The 21,056-nt window shown below is 73.1% G+C and carries 19 protein-coding genes; 14 read left to right on the top strand and 5 right to left on the bottom strand.

Annotated features, from left to right (window positions below; genetic code table 11):
• Window positions 1-32 precede the first annotated feature (32 nt).
• The 4 genes from SNR22_RS25815 (at window position 33) to SNR22_RS25830 (ending at window position 2,220) form a co-directional block, all read left to right on the top strand.
• Window positions 33-779, top strand: a complete 747-nt coding sequence (locus tag SNR22_RS25815; RefSeq protein WP_320069254.1) for an ROK family protein — start codon at window positions 33-35, stop codon at window positions 777-779.
• Between the two features lie 100 nt (window positions 780-879).
• A complete protein-coding gene (locus SNR22_RS25820; RefSeq protein ID WP_320069255.1) occupies window positions 880-1,248 on the top strand; it encodes a tetratricopeptide repeat protein in 369 nt (122 codons plus the stop codon).
• A 443-nt stretch (window positions 1,249-1,691) separates the two neighbouring features.
• The gene (locus SNR22_RS25825) at window positions 1,692-1,886 is read left to right on the top strand and encodes a DNA-binding protein (RefSeq protein WP_320069256.1); all 195 of its coding nucleotides are present in this window, start codon (window positions 1,692-1,694) and stop codon (window positions 1,884-1,886) included.
• 79 nt (window positions 1,887-1,965) lie between these two features.
• On the top strand, window positions 1,966-2,220 hold the full coding sequence (locus SNR22_RS25830; protein ID WP_320069257.1) for a Smr/MutS family protein: 255 nt from the start codon (window positions 1,966-1,968) through the stop codon (window positions 2,218-2,220).
• A 44-nt stretch (window positions 2,221-2,264) separates the two neighbouring features.
• Here SNR22_RS25830 and SNR22_RS25835 read toward each other — a convergent pair whose 3' ends face one another.
• From SNR22_RS25835 to SNR22_RS25845, 3 genes are all read right to left on the bottom strand, one after another.
• Window positions 2,265-2,714, bottom strand: coding sequence for a hypothetical protein (locus SNR22_RS25835; RefSeq protein WP_320069258.1), 450 nt, complete (start codon window positions 2,712-2,714; stop codon window positions 2,265-2,267).
• Window positions 2,715-2,760: 46 nt separating this feature from the next.
• Window positions 2,761-2,871 (bottom strand): DUF418 domain-containing protein, encoded by a 111-nt coding sequence (locus tag SNR22_RS25840; protein ID WP_320069259.1) that lies wholly within the window; start codon window positions 2,869-2,871, stop codon window positions 2,761-2,763.
• A gap of 150 nt (window positions 2,872-3,021) precedes the next feature.
• Entirely contained in the window at window positions 3,022-5,418 is a 2,397-nt protein-coding gene (locus SNR22_RS25845) for a M28 family peptidase (protein ID WP_320069260.1), read from the bottom strand.
• 276 nt (window positions 5,419-5,694) lie between these two features.
• Between SNR22_RS25845 and SNR22_RS25850 the strand changes: the two genes are divergently transcribed.
• The 7 genes from SNR22_RS25850 to SNR22_RS25880 all read left to right on the top strand — a co-directional run bounded on the left by SNR22_RS25850 (window position 5,695) and on the right by SNR22_RS25880 (window position 14,505).
• Entirely contained in the window at window positions 5,695-6,894 is a 1,200-nt protein-coding gene (locus tag SNR22_RS25850) for a fused response regulator/phosphatase (RefSeq protein WP_320069261.1), read from the top strand.
• Window positions 6,891-8,648: a sensor histidine kinase gene (locus tag SNR22_RS25855; RefSeq protein WP_320069262.1), complete on the top strand. Its 1,758-nt coding sequence runs from the start codon at window positions 6,891-6,893 to the stop codon at window positions 8,646-8,648. Before SNR22_RS25850 ends, SNR22_RS25855 begins: the two co-directional genes overlap by 4 nt.
• Window positions 8,645-9,097 (top strand): response regulator, encoded by a 453-nt coding sequence (locus tag SNR22_RS25860; protein ID WP_320069263.1) that lies wholly within the window; start codon window positions 8,645-8,647, stop codon window positions 9,095-9,097. The genes SNR22_RS25855 and SNR22_RS25860 overlap by 4 nt, the downstream gene beginning before the upstream one ends.
• Window positions 9,090-9,899 (top strand): inositol monophosphatase, encoded by an 810-nt coding sequence (locus tag SNR22_RS25865; protein ID WP_320069264.1) that lies wholly within the window; start codon window positions 9,090-9,092, stop codon window positions 9,897-9,899. Before SNR22_RS25860 ends, SNR22_RS25865 begins: the two co-directional genes overlap by 8 nt.
• Before the next feature lie 231 nt (window positions 9,900-10,130).
• Window positions 10,131-11,144 carry a hypothetical protein gene (locus tag SNR22_RS25870; protein WP_320069291.1) on the top strand — a complete coding sequence of 338 codons (1,014 nt, stop codon included), beginning with the start codon at window positions 10,131-10,133 and terminating at the stop codon, window positions 11,142-11,144.
• 36 nt (window positions 11,145-11,180) lie between these two features.
• On the top strand, window positions 11,181-12,734 hold the full coding sequence (locus SNR22_RS25875) for a fused MFS/spermidine synthase (RefSeq protein ID WP_320069265.1): 1,554 nt from the start codon (window positions 11,181-11,183) through the stop codon (window positions 12,732-12,734).
• A gap of 70 nt (window positions 12,735-12,804) precedes the next feature.
• Window positions 12,805-14,505, top strand: coding sequence for a serine/threonine-protein kinase (locus SNR22_RS25880; protein WP_320069266.1), 1,701 nt, complete (start codon window positions 12,805-12,807; stop codon window positions 14,503-14,505).
• Window positions 14,506-14,509: 4 nt separating this feature from the next.
• Here the strand turns inward: SNR22_RS25880 and SNR22_RS25885 are convergent, their stop codons facing one another.
• On the bottom strand, window positions 14,510-15,142 hold the full coding sequence (locus SNR22_RS25885; protein ID WP_320069292.1) for a TrkA family potassium uptake protein: 633 nt from the start codon (window positions 15,140-15,142) through the stop codon (window positions 14,510-14,512).
• Between the two features lie 25 nt (window positions 15,143-15,167).
• The gene (locus SNR22_RS25890; protein WP_320069267.1) at window positions 15,168-16,502 is read right to left on the bottom strand and encodes a TrkH family potassium uptake protein; all 1,335 of its coding nucleotides are present in this window, start codon (window positions 16,500-16,502) and stop codon (window positions 15,168-15,170) included.
• Window positions 16,503-16,817: 315 nt separating this feature from the next.
• Here SNR22_RS25890 and SNR22_RS25895 point away from each other — a divergent pair, with 315 nt between their 5' ends.
• The 3 genes from SNR22_RS25895 (at window position 16,818) to SNR22_RS25905 (ending at window position 20,979) form a co-directional block, all read left to right on the top strand.
• Entirely contained in the window at window positions 16,818-17,144 is a 327-nt protein-coding gene (locus SNR22_RS25895; RefSeq protein WP_320069268.1) for a hypothetical protein, read from the top strand.
• A 266-nt stretch (window positions 17,145-17,410) separates the two neighbouring features.
• A complete protein-coding gene (locus SNR22_RS25900; protein WP_320069269.1) occupies window positions 17,411-19,648 on the top strand; it encodes a RecQ family ATP-dependent DNA helicase in 2,238 nt (745 codons plus the stop codon).
• Between the two features lie 320 nt (window positions 19,649-19,968).
• Entirely contained in the window at window positions 19,969-20,979 is a 1,011-nt protein-coding gene (locus tag SNR22_RS25905) for a hypothetical protein (protein WP_413775707.1), read from the top strand.
• The last annotated feature ends 77 nt before the right edge of the window (window positions 20,980-21,056 follow it).

The raw sequence follows: 21,056 nt of genomic DNA on the forward strand, positions 1-21,056 counted from the left end.
GTGAACGTCGGACGAGGGGCAGACTCACCGGCGTGGTGACGACTCTGGCGATCGACTGTGGCGGCGGTGGGATCAAGGCGTCGGTGCTCGACGGGGCCGGGACGATGCGCGCCCGGCCGCTGCGGGAGCCCACCCCGTACCCCCTGCCGCCCGCGCTGTTCGTGAAGACCCTGCTGGATCTCGGCGGCCGGCTGCCCACGGCGGACCGGGTGACCGTCGGGATGCCCGGCATGCTCCGGCACGGCGTGGTGGTGGCCACCCCGCACTATGTGACCCGCTCCGGGCCTCGCAGCCGGGTCGATCCCGACCTGCTGGCCGAGTGGTCCGGTTTCGACGCGCGTACGGCGGTCGCCGACGCCTTCGGGGTGCCCGCCCTGGTGCTCAACGACGCGGAGGTGCACGGCGCCGGGGTGGTGGCCGGCACCGGCCTGGAGCTGGTGCTGACTCTGGGCACCGGGCTGGGCAGCGCCGTCTTCGACGGCGGCGTGCTCGCCCCGCACCTGGAGCTGTCCCACGCCCCGGTGCGCTGGGGCACCACCTACGACACGTACGTGGGGGAGCCGGAGCGCCGCCGCCTCGGCGACGCGTTCTGGTCCCGCCGGATCCGGCAGGTGGTGGACGGGCTGCGCCCGGTGTTCCACTGGGACCGGCTTTACCTGGGCGGGGGCAACTCCCGGCTGATCCGGCCCGAGCAGCTTGCCCGGATGGGCGACGACGTGGTGGTGGTGCCGAACACCGCCGGCATCGTCGGCGGCGTCCGCGCCTGGACCATGGTGTGAGGCACGGCGGCAGGGGTGGCGACCGAGGAACACTCGCGTTCGGCGCGGTGTTGTGTCAGCGTCGGACCAGTGGGCGGCGCGAGACGAGGCGGTGGGGTCCATGGATCTTCTGGAGGAGTACCGGCGGGCGACCATGTTCTTCGAGATGGGTGACGCCTCGGGAGCGGTCCGGCTGCTGGAGCCGATCGTCGAGGCCGAGCCCGGCAACTCCTCGGTGCGGCAGCTGCTGGCCCGGGCGTACTTCCAGACCGCCCAGCTCAGCCGCGCCGAGGAGCAGTTGCGCGAGCTGGTGGACCGGGACCCGAGCGACCACTACGCGCACCACGTGCTCGGCCGGACGCTGGAGCGGATGAACCGCCCGGCGGAGGCGCTGCGGTACCTACGCATCGCTGCCGCGATGCACGCGACCAACACCGACTACACGACCGCGCTACGCCGGGTGGAGAGCCGGGTCAGCGGCGGCCACTGACCGCGCCGGCAAGGCAAGGGGAACGGGTGGGAACTCACCCTTCCCCTTGTGCGGCTCTCCGTCTCGTCCAGGCCAGAAACCTCTCGAACAGCTCTCCTGGGGGCGGGACAGAGTTCGGGTTGAGTTTGATCAAATCGCCGGTGGCATCGAACAGCATCCCGGCCATGTACACGGACAGCCCCACCCGATCCCGCCGGTAATCCATCGTCAGCAGTAGCCGGGCGGGTTGGCACGGCCAGGGGGCTGCGCACACTCGACACAGCCACAGGGGCCGCATCGGGACGTGTGGCCGGATGGCTTTGCCATGGTGGTCATGTACGGGGGAGGCATTCGGAGAGCTCACGGTGCCAGGGTCGTCGCTACGCTACCCACTAGTCAAGGCCCTAGTAGGGTGTTGCCCAACTAGGGCCTGCCCTAGTGGGGACGTGTCTAGCCTCCCGTGCATGGGCCGGAGTCTCATGGGCGCGTACGAAATTCGGATGAGGCTGGGCGTCAGCAGGCAGCGCGTCGAGCAGTTGATGAAGCGTGCCGACTGGCCGGAGCCCTACGAGACGCTTGCCACGGGCCGGATCTGGCGTACCGAGGACATTGATGCCTGGATCCGCGAGCACCGGCCGAACCTGGACGACGAAGCCTGAGGAGTCCACGGCGGGGCCTTCATGTTGACCCCGCCGTAGCATGGGCTGCCATGGGAGCTGCGCAGGTGGTGGAGGCGGGATGAAGCTCAAGCTGGACCTGCACGAGATCTTCAACAAGGGTCAGGACATCGATCGCGCGCTGCGCGGGATCATGGACGAGGCGGTGGCGAAGAAGGCCACCCTCGTCGAGATCATCCCCGGCAAGGGCTCCGGCCAGCTCAAGAAGCGGGTGCTGCGCTTCCTCGACCAGAAGGACGTCAAGCAGCTCTACCACCGGGTGGAGAAGGACTCGAAGAACTTTGGCCGGCTCTTCATCCACTTCCGCTGGAAGTAGCGACAGCATGGCTTCTGACCTGCGCTTTCTCAGGCCACTGGTCTTCAGTCCCAAAAGTTGAACAGCAGCTCGCCGACGGTGGTCGGCTTCCAGTAGCCGATCTGGTCGTGTTCGTGGGAGTCCAGAGCGCTCAGGTCGACCTGTGACAGAGGGGCTCGTAGCTGCACGCCGGTGAGGACTGGGGCATCCGTCAGGTTGGTGATGGCGGCGGCGAGGGCGGGGTGGTCGACGAACGTGATGGTGACGTCGCCGCCGGCCCGGGGGCGGGCGAAGGCGATGAGCGGCAGCGCGATGTGCCGCAGCACCGCGATGGGGTGCTGGGCGTGGGTGATGTCGATCGTGTGAAAGTTGGGTGTGACGCCGGCAGGAGTGACGCTGGTAACGGTTGCCTCGATGGCGCGGGCGGCGTGGTGGCAGACGGCGGTGAACGCACCCAGGTCCACCGGGTCGCCGAAAGGCGGGTTGAAGCCGGTGGCTCCGGGCGGCAGCTTCACGGTCCGGCTCCCTGCTCGGTGCGGTCGGTGCAGGCTATTCCGGCGACTACGCCCGAGGCCCGTACGTCAGGCGACGCAGGACGACCTCGGCGGGACCGGCCTGCTTGCGCTTGTCGAGCAGGCCGGTCGTCAGAACGGTCGCCAGCCAGACGACCACCGCCAGGCAACCGAGTGGAACTGGTATCCCGACAGGGAGCGCTGGCGCAGGGCCGAGAGGGCGATGACGACGGGGCTGGGCCGGGTGCCTCGCGTGCCCCCGGCCCTGCCAGGGAAGGCACCCCGCGCCAAATTTGGGTGACTCCCGGGTCTATAGGGGGTACGTGCGGGCCACCGCGAGCATCTCCGAGCTGTGTGAGCCGACTACGCCGACGTCTGGGGGGCGGGGGCGGAAGCCGGGGACGGCGTCGAGGCCGTCGCTGGCGTCCATGGCCCGTAGGGTGGTCGGCCGGGAGCCGGGCGCGAGCACCAGCGTGATCTCGATGCCCTCGGGCGGCGGGGCGTGGAAGACGATCCCGAAGCCCCACTGCGCGCCGTCGGCGGGCCGGCCGCCGTCGACCCGTCGCCCGTTCACGGTCGCCGACTCCACCACGGTCGCGCCGTCGACGTGCAGCGTGGCGAGCCGGACCGGCCGCTGCGGGGTGAGCCGTACCCGCACGGTCCGCCGATCAGAGGAGCCAGAGCCGGTACCGGTGTCGGCGAGGATCTCCAGCTTCGGCGCAGGCACGTTCGCCGGCTGGGCCGGGCCGCCCCGCAGGTCGGGTTCACCCAGTCCGGGGAAGTCCCCGACCTCGGCCACCCCGTCGACGTACCCGTCGGTCCAGGGTTGGGGGTCGGTCTCTCGGCTGAGCCAGCGGGCCTGCCCGGTGCCGGCGTCCAGGGCGTACATCAGGTGGGTGGGCACCGGGTGGGCGGCGTCGAAGCGGTCGACGGCGAGCCCGACCCCGGCGAACACCGCCGCCGCGAGCCCGGCGGCGACGGCCGGCAGCGCACCCGCCCGGCGGGCCCGGGCCGCGACCATCCCGCGCTGCCCGCCGGCCTCCGGGTGCAGCAGATCCAGCACCGGCAGCACGGCCAGCCCGAGCAGCACCGCGAAGAGGGCCGCGACGCCGCCCTTCTCCATGCCGAGCGCCGGGAAGAGCAGCACCACGGTCGGCAGCAGGATCACCACGGCGACCGCGCCGGCCAGGGTCGCCGCGACCACCGGGGCGGGGCCGTCGATCCGGGTTGCCAGCGCGACCAGCCCGGCCAGCGCGCCGGCCAGGGCCGGCAGGGTCACCAGGTACGCCCCGCCGGGCACCAGCACCGCGAGCACCACCCCGAGCACCGCCAGCCAGCCCAGCCCGCCGATCGCCAGGGCGGCCGGGCCGACCCGGCGGCGGGTCAGCGCGTACCAGAGGAGCAGGATCGCGGCGGCGAGCGCCACCACCGCGAGCCGGTACCAGGTCGGCCGGTACGGGTCGAGCAGCTCGGCGTAGCCGGGGCGGACGGTGGTGATCCCCGCCCAGAGCAGCTGCGCGGCCAGCGGCGCGGCGACGGTCGGCACCAGCGCCAACCCGAACCCGGCGGCGAGTCCCCCGTATGTGCTCCGGCCGCGCCGGCGGGCCAGCCAGCCGAGGGCGATCACGGCGGCCAGCGCGGCCAGCGCCAGCGGCAGCACCAGCCAGCCGGGGTAGCGGGCCAGCCCGCCGGGAACCGGGAAGTAGGTGGCGTCGTGCCCGGAGCGCAGGTCGGTCAGGTCGGTGCGGCCGAACTCGCGGGCCAGTCCGAGCGCGTTGTCGCCGTGCTGCTGGAGGCTGCCCCGGTCCATCGAGGCCGGGGTGTCCAGCGGGGTGTGGTAGATCGCCCCGCCGTCGAGGTAGGCCGAGTTCAGCCCGACGAAGCCGGCCCGGGCGAGGAACGCGGTGAAGTCGGTGTCGTTGGGCAGCGCCCGGTAGATCTCCACCGCGAACGAGGTGCCGACCGGGTGCGGGGCGGCCCGGCCGAAGACGTCCACCAGCCTCGCGTTGTCCCGGGACGTCTCAAACATGATCACCGGGCCGGTGGAGCCGCGCGCCTCCAGGTTGAGCACCACTCCGCCGTCGGCGGCGAGCGGATGGTCGGACGCGAACACCGACGCCCCGCACAGGCACGCCTCCTCGGCGTCGGTGAGCACGAAGACGACGTCGTTGCGGGGCCGGGGGCCGGTGGCCAGCGCCCGGGCCACCTCCAGGGCGGTGGAGGTGCCGGCGGCGTCGTCGTTGCCGCCCGGGGCGGACTGCGCCGAGTCGTAGTGGGCGACCAGGAAGACCTTCCCGGTCGGGTCGGTGCCGGGGAGCCGGGCGACCACGTTGCGGACCCGGGCCAGGGTGGCACCGGCGGCGGCCCCGCTGAGCTGACCGGCCTCGGGGGCGACGGTGTCCTGCACCTCGGTCTCCAGGCCCAGGCCGCGCAGCACGCTCTCCACATGCGCGCGGACCTGCTCGTTGGCCGGGCTGCCCGCCGGGTGCGGCCGGGCCGCGATGGCCTGCACGTTCTGGTACGCCCGGCCGGCGCTGAACACGTCCGCCGGGGCGTCGGCCGGGGCCGGGGCGGGGGTTTCCAGGTCGTACGCGACGGTGCCGCCGACCGCGAGCAGGGCGGCGAGCGCGGCGAGGGCGGCGAGCGGTCGACGGCGGGGCCGGGACAGTGCCCGGTCGGCGGCGCGGGTGGGGGGCGGTACGCCCACGGGGACTCCTCGGGGGTGGGGCCACAGGGTGGGCACCCATCCTGCACCGTCGGAGCGGGAAGCGGGACCTCCCGCGGGCCCCTTGTTCCGCCGCGACGCGCCCGATGGTGACCGGGGGCATCCCGCCCGTGCCGAGCCAGTCGTGTTGTGTGCGACCGTTGTCTAATACAGGATCAGCAGGGCGCTTGGAAGGAGCCCGACATCACCAGCGATCTTCCGCGACTCGCGGCGGTGACCCGGCCGTACCGGGGGACCGGCCCTGCCGGTTCCTCAGTCGTGCCGTACCCGCACGGCGGCCTCGGGCGTCATCCCAACCTGCCGCCTGGCGAGCGGCTGCGGGTGCTGCTGGTCGAGGACGACGAGGGCGACGCCTTTCTGGTCAGCGAACTGCTCGCCGAGACCAATTCCATGATCGATCTGCTGGTCGCCACCAGCCTGAGCGAGGCCCGCCAGCGGGTGATGGGCGTGGACTGCGTCCTGCTTGATCTCGGCCTGCCCGACGCGCAGGGGCTGGACGGGCTGCGGCAGGTGCTGGACATGTCCAGCGGCGCCGCGGTGTGCGTGCTGACCGGCCGCTCCGACGAGCACCTGGGCATCGTCGCGGTCGCCGAGGGCGCCCAGGACTACCTGGTCAAGGGCCAGGTCGACGGGGTGCTGCTGACCCGGGCCCTGCGGTACGCGGTGGAACGCAAGCGGGCCGACGAGAACGCCCGGCGGCTACGCGAGGTGGAGCTGCGCCAGGCCGAGTCGGCCCGGTTGGAGCGGGGCCTGCTGCCGCAGCCGCTGATGTCGACCGACGAGGTCGAGGTGCACACGTTCTACCGGCCAGGTCGGCACGCGGCGCTGATCGGCGGCGACTTCTACGACGTGGTGCAGACCCGGCCGGACCGGGTGGATCTGATCGTCGGCGACGTGTGCGGTCACGGCGTGGACGAGGCGGCGCTCGGGGTGGAGCTGCGGGTCGCCTGGCGGGCGCTGGTGCTGGCGGGGGTGCCCGACGACGAGGTGCTGCCCGCGCTGGAGCAGGTGTTGATGAGTGAGCGTCGACTCCAGGAGATCTTCGCCACGGTGGCCACCGCCCGGCTCGACCTGACTCGCAACGCCGTGACGGTACGACTCGCGGGACATCCGCCGCCCCTGCTGTTGTCCGGGGGTAAGGTCTCGCCGGTGCCCGCGCCGGGTGGCCTGCTGCTCGGCGTCCGACCGCGCCGGCCCGTGGCCTTCGATCTGGAGTTCGACACCAATGACTGGTCTCTGCTGATGTACACCGACGGCCTGATCGAGGGGCGGGTGGGCGACAGCGACGAACGGCTCGACGTCTCCGGCCTGACTGCCCTGCTGGGCGAGCCGGAGAATCTCGCCGTGCCGCTGGCCGAGTTGCCGGCCTGGCTGGTGGGCCGGGCCGAGCAGATCAACGGCGGCCCGTTCGCCGACGACGTCGCCATGCTCCTGCTCACCCGGGGCGGTGGCCGGTGACCGCGAAGCCACCCAGCTGGACCCTGCGCCGCCGGGTCGGCGCGCTGCTCGCCGTGGTCAGCGTGCTGCTCGGCGCCTCGGTCATCGTGGAGATCGCGGTCGCGGCGAAGAACCGGGCGCAGATTCACGCGGTGCTCGACCGCACCGGCCCGCTGCGCGCCCAGTCCCAGGAACTGCTCAGCGTGCTGGTCGACCAGGAGACCGCAGTGCGTGGCTACGCGGTCACCGAGGACCGCCGTGACCTCGAACCGTACGTCGAGGGTAGCCGGCGGGAACAGCAGCTCTACCGGTCCATGGACGCGCTGATCGGCGGTTACCCGGCCCTGGCCCGGCAGCTCGACACGGTCAAGGTCGAGGCCGCCGACTGGCAGGCCGCGGTCGCCGAGCCGGTCATCAGCGCCACCGAGCGGGGCGGCCGGGCGGCCGGGCAGGCGTTGATCACCGACCAGACCCGGCAGCGGTTCGACGCGATCCGCGCCTCGGTCGCCGAACTCCAGCAGCGCATCCTCGACGAGCGGGAGAAGGGCGCGGACGACATCTACCGCACCAGCAGCATCCTGGTGGTGCTGCTGATCGCGGCGGCGCTGGTGGTGGTCGTGGCCGGCGGGGTGCTGCTGATGTCGCTGGACCGGATGGTGGTCCGGCCGCTGACCAGACTCGCCGAGCAGGTCCGCGAGGTGGCCGAGGGCGACTACCAGCACCACATCGCCGGGTCGGGCCCCCCGGAGTTCCAGCAGCTCGCCGGCGACGTGGACGCGATGCGCCAGAAGATCGCCAAGGACCTGGCCGAGGTGCGCGAGGCCCGGGCGAGCATCGAGTGGGTCAACAGCCAGCTCCAGAAGCAGGCCGAGGAGCTGGTCCGCTCCAACCGTGACCTGGAGCAGTTCGCGTACGTCGCCTCGCACGACCTGCAGGAGCCGCTGCGCAAGGTGGCCAGCTTCTGCCAGCTCCTCCAGCGCCGGTACGCGGGGCAACTCGACGATCGGGCCGACCAGTACATCGCCTTCGCCGTGGACGGCGCACAGCGGATGCAGCGCCTGATCAACGACCTGCTGGCGTTCTCCCGGATCGGCCGGCTCACCACCGGCTTCACCGAGGTCGACCTGAACAAGGTGATGGACGACGTGGCCGGGCAGACCGAGTCCGCCCGGCAGTACGCCGGCGCGGAGCTGACCTGGGGCGAGCTGCCGACGATCCGCGGCGAGGAGCCACTGCTGACCAACCTGCTGGCCAACCTGGTCAGCAACTCGATCAAATTCCGCCGCCCGGACTCGCCGCCGAAGGTGCACGTCTCCGCGCGGCTGGTCGACGACGAGTGGGAGATCAGCTGCCAGGACAACGGCATCGGGATCGAGCCGGAGTTCGCCGACAAGATCTTCGTGATCTTCCAGCGGCTGCACTCGAAGGACGCGTACCCGGGAACCGGCATCGGCCTGGCGATCGTCAAGAAGATCGTCGAGTACCACGGCGGTCGGGTCTGGGTGGACACGGACACCGCCGAGGGGACCGCGATCCGTTTCAGCCTCCCGGCCCTGCCGGAGGACGTGGAGGCGGCGCGGGCCGCCACGCAGCGGGCGGCCGAGGGCTCGGCCGACGAGGCGACGGACGCCGGGGAGTCGACCGGCGGGGCGGAACCGGCCGGGAACGGCGCGGCCGGTGCGGCGCTGCCCCGGCAGGCCGGGCCGCGAGCGGAAGGCGCCGACGGAGCCCAGGAAGGCGACAGCACGGGCGACGTTAAGGAGACGGTGAGATGACCGCACCAGCGGACGGCAGGAGTCCCATCGAGGTACTGCTGGTCGAGGACGACCCGGGTGACGTGCTGATGACCCAGGAGGCGTTCGAGGAGCACAAGCTCCGCAACCGACTGACCGTCGTCTCCGACGGCGACGAGGCGCTGGCCTACCTGCGCCGGGAGGGCCAGTACGCCGACGCCGTCTTACCGGACCTGATCCTGCTCGACCTCAACCTGCCCCGCCGCGACGGCCGGGAGGTGCTGGAGGAGATCAAGCAGGACGAGCAACTCTGCCGTATCCCGGTGGTGGTGCTGACCACGTCCCAGGCCGACGAGGACATCCTGCGCAGCTACCAGCTGCACGCGAACGCGTACGTCACCAAGCCGGTGGACTTCGACCGGTTCATCGCGGTGATCCGGCAGATCGACGAGTTCTTCGTCAGCGTGGTGAAGTTGCCGCCGCGTGGCTGACACCTTGCTGGACGACGTCGCGGAGCTGCTGCACGAGGCCGCGACGGACGTCGTGCTGCCCCTGTTCCAGAAGTTGGACGCCGCCGACGTTGCCGAGAAGGCACCCGGCGAGCTGGTCACCGTCGCCGACCAGCGGGCCGAGGAGCTGATCAGCGCCGGGCTGCGCCGGCTGCGCCCCGGCTCGGTGGTGGTCGGCGAGGAGGCCGTCGCCGAGGACCCTGCCCTGCTCGACCACCTGCGCGGCGGCGGGGACGTCTGGGTGGTCGACCCGGTCGACGGCACCTCCAACTTCGCCGCCGGGAAGCGGCCGTTCGCGCTGATGGTGGCGCTGCTGACCGACCGAAGTCCGGCCGCTGCCTGGGTGTTCGACCCGCTGGGGGAGACGCTGGCCATGACCCGCGCGGGCGAGGGGACCCTGGTCAACGGCCACCCGGTGTACGCCGCCGACGCGGCACCGCCGATCGGCGCGCTGCGCGGCACCGCGATGACCCGGTTCCTGCCGCCGGAGGCCCGACGGCGTGCCGAGGCCGGTGCGAAGCGGATCGGTGAGCTGCTCCCCGGCCAGCACTGCGCCGGCCGGGAATACCTGGACCTGCTCGTCGGTGAGCAGCAGTTCGTGGTCTTCTGTCGCACCCTGCCCTGGGACCACGCCCCGGGGACGCTGCTGGTGCGCGAGGCCGGCGGGGTGGCCCGGCGGTTCGACGGCAGCGACTACCACCCCGCCGACGAGGGCCACGGGTTGCTGGTCGCCACGAACGAGCGGGTCTGGGCCGAGGCCCGCGACGCCCTGAACCTCACCTGACCGACCCGCTGCGCGATCGACCGGCAACCCTGCGTCGACATCGACGGTCGGCGAGGTCGCGGGCCCGGTTACCGGCCTCCGGTCCGGTATCCTGACCGGCGGTCTCCGCCCAGCAGGCCGCCGTCCGGCGCCGGTGGGGGACGCCGCCGCGCCGAGGACGACCGGGGCCGGCGGTCGAGGGAAGGGACGCTGCCCGTGCCCAGTACCAGCCTCATCCGGCGTCGCCGCGCGGTGCCGCCGATCGTGCCGTCCAGCCGTCGCGGCGGGCAGGCGCTGACCGTGTTGCTGGTCGCTGTGGCGCTGCTGTTCGGCGTCGGGGCGGTGCCAGCCTCGGCCGAGCCCAACGAGGGCGGGACCAAGCAGCTGCGCGAGGCCCTGGAGGCCGCCGCCAAGGGACACATCGAGGCCAAGGCGAAGCTGGACAACTCCAAGCGCCGCCAGCAGGCGCTGACCGGCCAGCTCAAGGCGGTCGAGTCCCGGCTGGTGGAGCTGACTTCGCAGGTCAGCGAGGTGGCCGCGCAGTCGTACCGGATGGGGCGGGTGAGCGCCCCGGCGCTGCTGTTGCAGAGCGCGTCGCCGGAGTCGTTCCTGCGCCGCGCCGCCGAGCTGGACGTGATGGCCCAGCGGGACAGCCGCCGGCTGCGCGACCTGGCCCAGGCCCGGAACGAGGCGACCCGCGCCAAGATCGGCATCGACACCGAGGTCCGTGAGCAACGTAAGCAGCTCGCGGCGCTGGCGAAGAAGAAGCGGGAGGCCGAGACGGCGCTGGCGGCGGTCAGCTCCGGCAGCGGTGCCGGGTTCAGCGGCGGCTCCTCCTCGGCCAAGCCGGCCCCGCGCGACTCCGACGGGTCCTGGCCGTCGGAGTCCTGCTCGGTCAACGACCCGACCACCTCCGGCTGCATCACCCCGCGCACCCTGCACGCCATGCAGCAGGCCAAGGCCGCCGGCTACAAGCGGCACGTCTCCTGCTTCCGCAGCGGCGGCAGCGGCGAGCACCCCAAGGGGCGGGCCTGTGACTTCTCCGCCGCCACCAACGGCTTCAAGGACGAGACGGCCTCCGGCGGCGACAAGGCGTACGGCGACAGCCTGGCCAACTACTACAAGAACAACGCCAGCCGGCTCGGGGTGCTCTACGTGATCTGGTACCGGCAGATCTGGATGCCGAACACCGGGTGGCGTGCGTACAGCGGCAGCGGGAGCCCCGCCGCCGACCACACGAACCATGTTCATCTCTCGATGTACTGACCCGGACTGCCAGCTCCGCTGCGTACCATCGCGACGGTGAGCAGCTCATCGCCCGACATCGTGGTGGAGCCGGCGCGGCCCGCGCCGACCGCCGACCGCGCCCTGCCCAACGGCCTCGCCGCGTTCCTGGTCTTCTTCTCCAGTGGCGCGGTGCTGGTGCTGGAGACCGTCTCGCTGCGCCTGGTCGGCCCGTACGTGGGGATCACCCTCCAGGTCACCAGCTCGGTCATCGGCATCGCGCTGGCCGCGATCGCGTACGGCGCGTGGACCGGCGGCTGGCTGGCCGACCGGCGGGACCCACGCACCATGATCGCTCCGGCGCTGGTGCTCGCCGGCATCGCCACCGCGGTCACCCTCCCGGTCGTCCGGTACGCCGGTGAGCTGCTGCGCGGCGGGGCGGCCAGCGCCGTCCTGCTGCTCACCGCGCTCGCCGTGTTCGTGCCGGCGGCGCTGCTCTCGGCGGTCACCCCGCTGGTGGTCAAGCTCCAACTCGCCGACCTGCGGCGTACCGGTCAGGTGGTCGGCCGGCTCTCCGGCATCGGCACCCTGGGCGGCATCACCGCCACCCTGCTGACCGGGTTCGTGCTGGTCGCCGCGCTGCCCAGCACCGCCATCGTGCTCGCCCTGGCCGCGCTGCTCGGTGCCACCGGGCTGGGGTTCGGGGCGTACCTGCACCGGCGGGGGCGCGCGGGGCTGCCCGGTCCGGGCCGGACGAAGGTCGCCCTGGCCGTGCTCGGGCTGGTCGGGGCGGGGCTGACCACTGTCGCCCCGAACCCGTGCGACGTGGAGACGGCGTACCACTGCGCCTCGGTGGAGACCGATCCGGACCGCCCGTCCGGGCGGACGCTGCTGCTCAACTCCGCCCAGCACTCGTACGTCGACCTGGCCGACCCGACCCACCTGGAGTACGCGTACACCCAGTGGATCGGCGCGGCGGCCGATGTGGCCGCGCCGGCCGGGCGGCGGCTGGACGCCCTGCACCTGGGCGGCGGCGGCTTCACCGTGCCGCGCTACCTGACCGCCACCCGGCCCGGCACCGACAACCTGGTCTTCGAGATCGACGGTGGACTGGTCGAGCTGGACCGCGAGAAGCTGGGCGTACGCCCCGGCCCGGACCTGCGCACCGAGGTCGGCGACGCCCGGGTGCTGGTCGGCCGGGAGGGCACCGACAGCCGGGACCTGGTGGTGGGCGACGCCTTCGGGCACCTCGTGGTGCCCTGGCACCTGGCCACCCGGGAGATGGCCGTCGAGGTCAACCGGGTGCTCCGCCCCGGCGGGATCTACGTGCAGAACGTCATCGACTACCCGCCCGGCCGGTTCGTCCGCAGCGAGGTGGCCACCGTCGCCGCCGCCTTCCGGCACGTCGCCCTGATCGCCCCGCCCGACGCGGTGGCCGGCCGGGTGGGGGCCAACTTCCTCATCGTGGCCTCCGACGCGCCGCTGCCCCTGGCCGGCCTGGGGCCGCGGGTGGCCGGCCTGCCCGGGGCCGCGAGTCTGCTCGCCGGCGAGGCGCTGGACGCGTTCGTCGACGACGCGCTGGTGCTCACCGACGACTACGCCCCCGTGGACCAGCTCCTCGCGACCTCCTGATCGGGTGATTCGCCGATCGATTCCGACCGTCGGGGGTTAGGAGCACCCGGGTTGGGCAAAAACTCCAACCATGGGTGGAGCGGTCCGTAACGGCGCACAGGTGCTCGGTGAGCGCTACCGGCTTATCGAGCAGCTCGGCGCGGGCGGCATGTCCGTCGTGTGGCGGGGGTACGACGAGGTGCTGGGCCGGCAGGTGGCGGTGAAGGTGCTCGCTTCCCGGCTGGCCAGCGACCGGTCGTTCCGGCACCGGATCCGGACCGAGGCGCAGGCCGCCGCGCGGCTCTGCCACCCCAACATCACCCGGGTGTACGACTACGGCGAGTCCGAGCAGGTCGGGCTGACCATGCCGTACGTCGTCATGGAGTTGGTCGACGGCGGGTCGTTGAGCGCCCGGCTCGGCCGGGGCGGGACGCTGCCCTGGCGGGAGGCGGTGACCATCGGGGCGGAGGTCACCTCGGCGCTGGCCGCCGCGCACGCCCGGGGTGTGGTGCACCGGGACGTGACCCCCGGCAACGTCATGCTCACCTCGACCGGGGTGAAGGTGGTCGACTTCGGCATCTCGGCGCTGGCCGGGGAGAGCGAGAAAGGCGCGGACGGCACCCTGCTCGGCACCCCTGCCTACCTGGCGCCGGAGCGGCTGGACGGCGGTCAGGTCTCTCCGGCCACCGACGTGTACGCCGTCGGCCTGCTGCTGTACCGGATGCTCACCGGCCGGTTGCCCTGGGCGGCGAGCACCACCACCGAGATGCTCCGCGCGCACATGTACGCCGATCCGGAGCCGATGCCCGAGGTGCCCGGCCTGCCCGAGGAAATGGTCGAGGAGCTGGCCGAGCTGGTGCGCCGCTGCCTGGCCAAGTGCCCCGAGGACCGCCCGGTCACCGCCGAGGTGGCCCACGCCCTCGCCGGGGCGGCCGGGATGCTGGCCGTGGTGCCGGTGTCGCCGGCCCCGGGGCCGGGCGCCGCCCAGCTCGATCCGGCCGTGCTGGCCAACGCCGGCACCACGATCCTGCCCTGGTCGTCCGACACCGACGCGCTGCCGTTCTCCGGGCGTACCCGCAGCCGGAAGGCCACGACCCGGCGGCGCAGGGTCGAGGCGGGGGTGGCGGTGGCGGGCCTGGTCGCGGTGACCGCGACGATGTGGGGAATGACGTCCCGCAGCCCGGCCAGCGGGGGCGCCGAGCGGCCCACCGAGGCCCGGATGGGGCTGACCGGGCCGCCCCCCTGCGTCGTCGACTACACGCTGCGCAGGGACTCCGGCCGGGACTTCTCGGCCGAGCTGACCCTGACCAACACCGGCGACCGGGAGCTGCGGGACTGGACGATGAGCTTCGCGTTCCCCGGCCAGCAGACGGTGACGACGACCGATCCGGCCGTACGCCAGCAGGGCCGAACCGTCGAGGTCCGGCCGGCCGCGACGCAGGTGGCGTTGGCCCCCGGCGCGGCGCGCAAGGTGGCCCTCGTCGGCCGGTACACGGGGGCGAACCCGCTGCCGGTGGAGTTCCGCCTCGGCGACGAGGCCTGCCGGGCGCGAGTCTCCGGGGTGGCCGGGACGGCGCCGACGACCAGGCCGACCACCAAGGCCCCGGCGAAGCCCACCGTGAAGAAGGCGACGGTCGCGAGGGCCGGTTCCGGGTCCTCGGGTTCCGCGGCCGGCAGCGGCTCCGGTGGCGGATCCAAGGCGAAGGCGGCTCAGCCCGCGAAACCCGCGAAACCCGCGAAGCCCGCGAAGCCCGCGAAGCCCGCGAAACCGGGCAAGGCCAAGGGCAAGTGACCGGTCAGCTCAGCATGGCGAAGCGCTGCACCTGGGCGATGCTCCCCTCCACGACCAGCACGCTGCCGGCGGTGAGCACGGTGGCCGGGTCGGCGTACCGGAACCGCTCACCGGGCAGCTTCGCGCCCACCACCATCACCCCGTAGCGGTCCACCGGGGCCAGCTCGCGCAGCGGACGCCCGACCAGCGTGTCCGGCACCCGGACCTTGGCGATGGCGAAGTCGTCGCCGAACTCGATGAAGTCCAGCATCCTGCTGACGATCAGGTGCGCCACCCGTTCCCCCGTCTCCGCCTCCGGGAAGATCACGTGGTTGGCGCCGACCGAGCTGAGGATCTTCGCGTGTTTGTCCGAGGTCGCCCGAGCCCAGACCTGCGGCACGCCCAGCTCGGTCAGCGCGAGGACGGTCAGCACGCTGGCCTCCAGCGATGCGCCGATCGCCACCACCACCCGCGGGAACTCGGTCACCCCGAGTTGGCGCAGCGTGCCCTCCTCGGTGGTGTCCGCCTGCACCACCCGGTCCAGGTACTGGGACCACTTCTGCACCCGATCGGCGTTGCGGTCGATGGCGAGTACGTCGTGGCCGAGCTGGGTCAGCGACGTGGCCAGGTGGCAGCCGAACCGCCCGAGCCCGATCACCGCGATGCCGCTGTCGTCCGTGTTCCTAACCGACAATGGGATGCTCCTCCGGGTAGCGGTACAGGCGCCGTCGGGTGTTCAACGCGATCGCGGACCCGAGGGTGAGCGGGCCGATCCGGCCGATGTACATCAGCAGGGTCAACAGGAGCTGCCCCGGGTCGGCGAGGGCCGAGGCGACGCCCGTGGAGAGGCCGGTGGTGCTGAACGCCGACGTCACCTCCAGCAGCGCCTGGTGGTAGGGCAGCCCCTCGGTCAGCAGCAGCAGGACGACCGTGCCACCGACCACGAGCGCGACGCTGAGCAGCGCCACGGTCAGCGCCTGCCGCTGACTCGCCGTGGCGACCCTGCGGCGGCCCACGGTGACGTCCGGCTCGCCGCGCAGTTCGGCCCAGATGATGAAGCCGAGCAGGAAGAACGTGGAGACCTTGATCCCGCCGGCGGTGCTGGCGCTGCCGCCGCCGATGAACATCAGCGCGATCAGCAGCGGAATGCTCTCCTCGTCCAGCCCCGCCGGGTCGAAGGTGGTGAACCCGCCGGTGCGGATCACCGCGTTCTGGGTGAACACTGCCAGCACCTTGCCGGGGACGTCGTAGCTGCCGATGGTGCGCGGGTCGGACCACTCGGCGGCCAGCAGGCCGACGAAGCCGAAGACCAGCAGCACCGCGCTGCCCCAGACGGTGAGCTTGGTGGCGATCGCCCAGCGGCCCGGACGGCGCCACTGCCGGGTTGCCTCGAACAGTGCCGGGAAGCCCAGTCCGCCGACGATCGTGCCGAACGCGATCGGCAGACAGATCCACGGGTCCCGGGCGAAGCCGATCAGACTGTCGGAGAAGAGCGCGAAACCGCCGTTGTTGAACCCCTGCACGGCGTGGAAGAGGCCGTACCAGAGCGCCCGGCCGGGCGGGTAGCCGTAGCCGAGCCAGAACCGGCCGGCGAGGAGGGCGGTCAGCACCGCCTCGCAGACGCCGGCGGTGGCGGCGATACGTAGCAGCAGCCGGCGTACGTCGCCGATGCCGAACTCCGCCGTCTCGGCCTGCACTCTCAGCCGGTTGCGCAGGCCGAGTTGCCGGGCGACCACCAGGATCACCAGGGTTGCCCCGGTCAGGATGCCGAGCCCGCCGACCTGGGTGAGCACGGTGATCATCACCAGCCCGAATTCGTTCCAGTAGGTCGGGGTGTCGACCACGGACAGACCGGTGACGGAGACCGCCGAGGTGGCGGTGAAGAGCGCGGTGACGAACGGGGTGTACCGGTGCTCGCTGGTCGCCGCCGGCAGCATCAGCAGGAGGGTGCCGAGGAGGATCGCCGCCAGGAACCCGAGCGGCACCAGCCGGACGGGATGACGGAAAAACCGGCGCACCAGCCAATCTTCCTTTTCCTGCCGGTCGCCGGTGCCGAAACGCGCATCCCGTCGGCCGACCGGCCGGCCGGCTCACCGCTCGACGCGGGCGGTAGCGCCTCGGTGACGCGCTCCCCGGGGGTATGCCGCTCGGCCCTACGGAGCTGCCCCGTCCACGCGCCCATCCGTGCGCGGGCTTCCGACGACGGGGGCGACGCTCGCCGCCGCATACGGCCACACGCCCATCCGCGCGCGGGTTCCCGACGTCGGAGAGGTTGGAGAAGATCGCCCTCCGCCGCCGGCCGGGTTCGGCCCGGCCGGCGGCGGTGGCCGGCGGTGAGGCGGGAGCAGTTCGTGGTGCACCTGCCGGTACTCGCCACCGACCTCGACGCCGCCCGCGGATTCGCCCGCGTGATCACCCGGGCGCTCGCCTTCCTGGCCGACGTGGACCGGGGCGAGACAACGGTCTCCGAGGCCGACGCCCAGCACGTACGCCATCGGGTCTTCTGCGACCGCCTGCTCGACGACCGCCAGCGTTGCCCCCTGCGGGCCGACCACGACGGCGAATGCCCCCGTCCCCAGTCCCCGCCCCGAGTCGCCCGCCGCCCGCCGCCCGCCGCGTTGATCATGGAGTTAGCCGTCACGACACGCCGATGTAGGTGACGCTAACTCCATGATCAACGGGGCTGGGGTGGGGGGTGGTCCGCGATCTTGGAAGGAAGTGGCCCTTCCGGGGGCCGGTTCCTTCCAAGATCTACTGGCGTCCTAGTGGGCGGGACGGGTGTCCCGGAAAGTGGGGCAGTTGTTGCTGAGGGTGGGGCGGTTGGCTGGTGGCTGGGCGCGGTGTGTCCCCGGGCATGCCGCATCCCCGCGCATCTCCGTTGGCCCGCGCTGACCGGCTCCGGTCGGGGCGCTGGTAGAAATGCCGGATGAGTCAGGATCGGGCGGCGGTACGGGAACGGGCCGAGGCGGTGCTGCGCCGGCTGGCCGGGGAGCACGCCCGGCTGCGGGAGGACCAGTGGCGGGCCATCGAGGCGCTGGTGATCGACCGGCGGCGGGTGCTCTGCGTGCAGCGCACCGGGTGGGGCAAGTCGGCGGTCTACTTCGTGGCCACCGCCCTGCTGCGGGAGCGCCCCGTCAGCGCCGAGGCCCATCCCAGCGCCGACGCCCACGCCGGCACCCCCGCCCACGCCCAGGCCACCGCCGGGCCGACCGTGATCGTGTCCCCGCTGCTGGCGCTGATGCGCAACCAGGTCGAGGCGGCAGCCCGGGCCGGCATCCGGGCCCGCACCATCAACTCGGCGAACCTGGACGAGTGGGACGGGATCACCGCCGAGATCCACGCTGGCGCGGTCGACGTCCTGCTGATCAGCCCTGAGCGGCTCAACAATCCGGACTTCCGGGACACCGTGCTGCCCCGGCTGGCGGCGACCACCGGGCTGCTGGTGGTCGACGAGGCGCACTGCGTCTCCGACTGGGGGCACGACTTCCGGCCCGACTATCGGCGGCTGCGCACATTCCTCGGCAACCTGCCGGAACGTACGCCGGTGCTGGCCACCACGGCCACCGCGAACGCCCGGGTCACCGCCGACGTGGCCGAGCAGCTCGGCACCGAGCTGGCTGGCAGGGAGCAGCCCGGTGCCGCCCCGGCCGCCGAGCGCCCCGACGTGCTGGTGCTGCGCGGCACCCTGGACCGGGAGTCGCTGCGGCTGGGCGTGCTCGACCTGCCCAGCCCCGCGCACCGGCTCGGCTGGCTCGCCGACCACCTGGACCGCCTCCCCGGGTCGGGGATCATCTACACGCTGACGGTGGCGGCGGCCGGCGAGACGGCGGAGTTCCTGCGCTCCCGGGGCTACCCGGTGGCCTCGTACACCGGCCAGTCCGAGGATGCCGACCGGCGGGCAGCCGAACAGGACCTGCTCGACAACAAGATCAAGGCGCTGGTGGCGACGAGCGCGCTGGGCATGGGCTTCGACAAGCCAGACCTCGGCTTCGTGGTGCACCTGGGCGCCCCGCCCTCGCCCATCGCGTACTACCAGCAGGTCGGCCGCGCCGGCCGCGCCGTCGAGCACGCCGAGGTGCTGCTGCTGCCCGGCGTCGAGGACGCGGCCATCTGGCGGTACTTCGCCTCGCTCGCCTTCCCACCCGAGGACCAGGTTCGCGCCGTCCTGGCCGCCCTGCGCACCGACCGGCCGCTCTCCACCCAGGCGCTGGAGCCGATCGTCGACCTGCGTCGGGCCCGGCTGGAGCTGATGCTCAAGGTGCTCGACGTGGACGGCGCGGTGCGCCGGGTGCGCGGCGGCTGGCTCGCCACCGGCGAGCCCTGGACCTACGACGAGGCCCGGTTGCGCCGCGTCGCCGAGGCGCGCACCGCCGAGCAGCAGGCCATGCGGGAGTACGCGACGACACCCGGCTGCCGGATGCGGTACCTACGTGAGTGCCTGGACGACGTCGGGGCGGGCGACTGCGGCCGGTGCGACCGGTGCGCTGGGCCGCTTTTCACCGCCGACGATTCCGGGGCGGCGCTGACCGCTGCGCAGGCGTACCTCGGTCGGCCCGGGGTGGAGATCGCGCCGAAGAAGCTGTGGCCGACGGGGCTGGACGCGGTCGGCGTACCCCTGAAGGGGCGTATCCCCCCGGCGGAGCAGGCGCTGCCGGGGCGGGCCGTGGGACGGCTCTCCGACCTGGGCTGGGGCGGTCGGCTGCGTGAGCTGGTCGGGCCGGACGCGGCCGACCGGCCCGTCCCTGACGACGTGGTCGGCGCGGTGGTCGAGGTGCTGAAGGCGTGGTCGCACGGCGACGACCCGTGGCCGCGGCGCCCGGTCGGGGTGGTCGCGGTCGGCTCCCGGCGGCGGCCCGCGCTGGTCGGCTCGCTCGCCGAGCGGATCGCCGCGGTGGGCCGGCTGCCGCTGCTCGGGGAGGTGGTTCCCACGGGGGCCGCGGGCCCGGACGGCCCGCGCGGCAACAGCGCCCAGCGGGTACGCGTCCTGCACGACGCCTTCGCCGTGCCGGATGGGCTGGCCGATGCCCTCGCCGGGTTGGACGGTCCGGTGCTCCTCGTCGACGACCTGGTCGACACGGGCTGGACCATGACCATGGTGACCCGGCTGCTGCGTCGGGCCGGGGCGCCCGACGTGCTTCCCCTCGCCCTGGCCGTCGCCGGCTGACCACGCTTGTCCTGGCCGTCATCGTTCGGCGGCGTTCGCCCGGTCGTCGTCGGTTGGCGGCGGCGTTCGTCCGGTCCTCGCCGGCCCACCGGCGCGGTCGGCCGGCGCGGTCGGTCGGGGTGGCCGAGGCGGAAAGTTCCCGGCCGGGGCGGATTGCGACCGGTGCCACGCCGCGCGGTCGTTGGCCGGCCGGCGGGGAACCCGGCGGTACCGTGGGCCCATGACCGATCAGCGATCCGGCACGGTGGGATGGGCCAGCACGCGGGCCCGCGCCGGCTGCCCGGGGCGACGTCGGGCGGCTCACCAGGCGGGCTCCGGCGGTGTCTGACCCGACCACGTCCCCGACGGGGCTCTCCGCGCCGGACGCCGAGCGGGAGGCGACGGCTCCTTCTCCCGCGCCCGACGTGTCGGAGGCAGCCGGGGTGTTGGTGGACCGGGGCACGCTACGGCTCGCGCTGGTGGTGGGCGGGCTGGTGCTCGCGGTGCTGCTCGGCTTCGGCCTCGGGCGACTCAACCCGCCGCCCGCCGGCCCGACCGGGCTGACCTCGGCCGCCGCCACGGACCACCCCCACGCACCCGGCACCGGGGCGCACGAGCACGGCGTCGTCGCCGACACCGGTGGCACGACCGAGGTCGGCGGCCTCGCGGTCGGCTCCGGTGGCTGGACGCTGACCCCGCTCTCCACCGGCCTCACCGCCGGCCGGGCGGGCGAGTTCCGGTTCCAGGTCCGAGACGTCCAGGGGCGGCCCGTGACCCGGTTCGCGGTGGTTCACGACAAGCCGATGCATCTGATCGTGGTACGTCGGGATCTCACCGGCTACCAGCACCTGCACCCGAGGATGGCCGCCGACGGCACCTGGTCGGTGCCGCTGACCGTGCCGCAGGCAGGGGTGTGGCGGGCGTACGCGGACTTCACCCTGGTCACCGACGACGGCGGACAGAGCGCCCGGACCCTCGGCGTTGACCTCCCCGTCCCCGGTGACTACGCGCCCCGGCCGCTGCCGGAGCCGGCCCGCATCGCCACCGTGGAGGGGTTCACGGCGAGCTGGTCCGGCGAGCCTCGGATCGGGGCTACCCGCCCGTTGCGGTTCGCGGTCCGCGCCGGTGACACCACCCCGACGCTGGAGCGCTACCTGGGCGCGTACGGGCACCTGGTGGCGTTGCGCGAGGGGGACCTGGGTTATCTGCACGTACATCCGGAGGCGGGGCCGGCCGTGGACGGGGTCACCTTCCAGCTGACCCTGCCGGGGCCGGGGCGCTACCGCCTCTTCTTCGACTTCCAGGTGGCCGGCGTGGTGCGGACCGCCGAGTTCACCCTCACGGCACCCTGACCTTCGCCGGTGCCCGGGAGGCCACGGTGCCGCTCGGTTGCCGCTCAGCCCGGGCGGTGGTACCGGTCAGCCCGGGA

This window comes from Micromonospora sp. RTGN7 (genome assembly GCF_033804645.1).
Taxonomy (GTDB): domain Bacteria; phylum Actinomycetota; class Actinomycetes; order Mycobacteriales; family Micromonosporaceae; genus Micromonospora.

Coding starts and splice junctions, on each gene's coding strand:
- SNR22_RS25820 (WP_320069255.1), top strand. CDS start 880: ATGGATCTTCTGGAGGAGTACCGGCGGGCGACCATGTTCTTCGAGATG.
- SNR22_RS25900 (WP_320069269.1), top strand. CDS start 17,411: ATGAGTCAGGATCGGGCGGCGGTACGGGAACGGGCCGAGGCGGTGCTG.
- SNR22_RS25825 (WP_320069256.1), top strand. CDS start 1,692: ATGGGCCGGAGTCTCATGGGCGCGTACGAAATTCGGATGAGGCTGGGC.
- SNR22_RS25860 (WP_320069263.1), top strand. CDS start 8,645: ATGACCGCACCAGCGGACGGCAGGAGTCCCATCGAGGTACTGCTGGTC.
- SNR22_RS25880 (WP_320069266.1), top strand. CDS start 12,805: ATGGGTGGAGCGGTCCGTAACGGCGCACAGGTGCTCGGTGAGCGCTAC.
- SNR22_RS25830 (WP_320069257.1), top strand. CDS start 1,966: ATGAAGCTCAAGCTGGACCTGCACGAGATCTTCAACAAGGGTCAGGAC.